This window comes from Paenibacillus sp. VTT E-133291 (assembly GCF_002264395.1).
Classification (GTDB): domain Bacteria; phylum Bacillota; class Bacilli; order Paenibacillales; family Paenibacillaceae; genus Paenibacillus_AQ; species Paenibacillus_AQ nitricinens.
In genome coordinates this window covers 1-1,253 of record NZ_NFVA01000210.1, presented here as the reverse complement: position 1 = coordinate 1,253, position 1,253 = coordinate 1, and the positions used below count along the sequence as shown (strand labels likewise).

At 33.3% G+C, this 1,253-nt stretch carries 2 protein-coding genes; both read right to left on the bottom strand.

What is annotated here, in order from left to right; genetic code table 11:
* Positions 1-320 precede the first annotated feature (320 nt).
* A complete protein-coding gene (locus CA598_RS31590; RefSeq protein ID WP_094874828.1) occupies positions 321-674 on the bottom strand; it encodes a hypothetical protein in 354 nt (117 codons plus the stop codon).
* On the bottom strand, positions 674-1,253 hold a 580-nt coding region (locus tag CA598_RS31585; RefSeq protein WP_306440501.1), incomplete at its 5' end, for a zincin-like metallopeptidase toxin domain-containing protein. The genes CA598_RS31585 and CA598_RS31590, both read right to left, overlap by 1 nt.

The window sequence follows — 1,253 nt, the reverse complement described above, 5'->3', positions numbered from 1 at the left end:
TAGAATCCTCGGGTTTTGCTTGATCCTCCGTTTTATTCTTTCTAAAAAATCACTGTAGGGTAATCTACAATTGGGATAAATTCGAAGAATCCGCAAGAAAACGAACATAAAAAAACAGGTTGACTATGGTGGTATCTAACCATAATCGACCTGCTAGACGTAACGCTATTGCGTTATTTAAGTTATAAACCTAAGCATTGCCGTGCGTACAAACAAAATAGTAAAAATCTTTATATAGGTAATATATGAGATATATGTGTCATTGTTTGAATGATGGATTGAGTCGGCAAATGATTGATTCCCCTCGAGTTTAGACTCTTTTACTCATCATGATCTTCATCAAAGATAGCTTCAAACTCTTCATCGCTATAATTTCTATTGCTTGGTATATGATAACGTTGAGGTATCCCGTTATGATCTAGCACATGATCAACAGCACCGTCTTCATCAGAAACAACGAAAGTAATTTCGTCATCACCTTCATAATCTTTAGGAGTTATATCCGCCAAAACAAGCCACACACAACCCTTAATTCTATAAAACTCATTATAAAATCTAACAGACTTTTCTATATCATCATGTATAACTCCATACAGTTTAAACTTATCCTTATAATCTCGGGCTATCTTCAAAGCTTGGTTAGCTGTTAGATTAGTATTTATTCTTTCTTGCATTAATCATCAAATCCTTTCCAATTCGATAAAGGCCATTGTCCGTTCCTTAGTTTGAATATATATCTTTGTGCTTCATATATTTCTTCAATACTAAATTCACCTTTATTTTTCATAATTTCTCTATAAACATACTCTTCCTTTTCTAAAGTCGATAATTTCATATAATTTTCTTTTCCAAGTTCTCCAAAGTGCTTAGCGTGATAAGATTCATGAACTACACTTAAGTAAGAAGCATCAGGTCTTAATACGATCTGTCCAGTATTTGGATTGAAACCTCCCACAGCCTTTTCAGGTAGAATAGTTCCCTTCTTATCCATAATAACTTTTATATTATTTAAATTCATTTCGCTTTTAAACTTCTTTATGTCTCTGATACTCATAATTCTTAATCCATCAGTGGTTAATTTATTTTGTCCACTAACAGGCATTTCTTCCCATAATTTAAAATCAATAGTCTCTTGCACTAGATCTATTTCTTTTGGAATCTTTGGCTTTAGCAATCCGCCTTCTGTGGATAATAAAGATTTTTCTACCGGACCATACAACAGAGTTACCATTCCCAGACTGTTGAGCCAATGA

Coding starts and splice junctions, on each gene's coding strand:
- CA598_RS31590 (WP_094874828.1), bottom strand. CDS start 674: ATGCAAGAAAGAATAAATACTAATCTAACAGCTAACCAAGCTTTGAAG.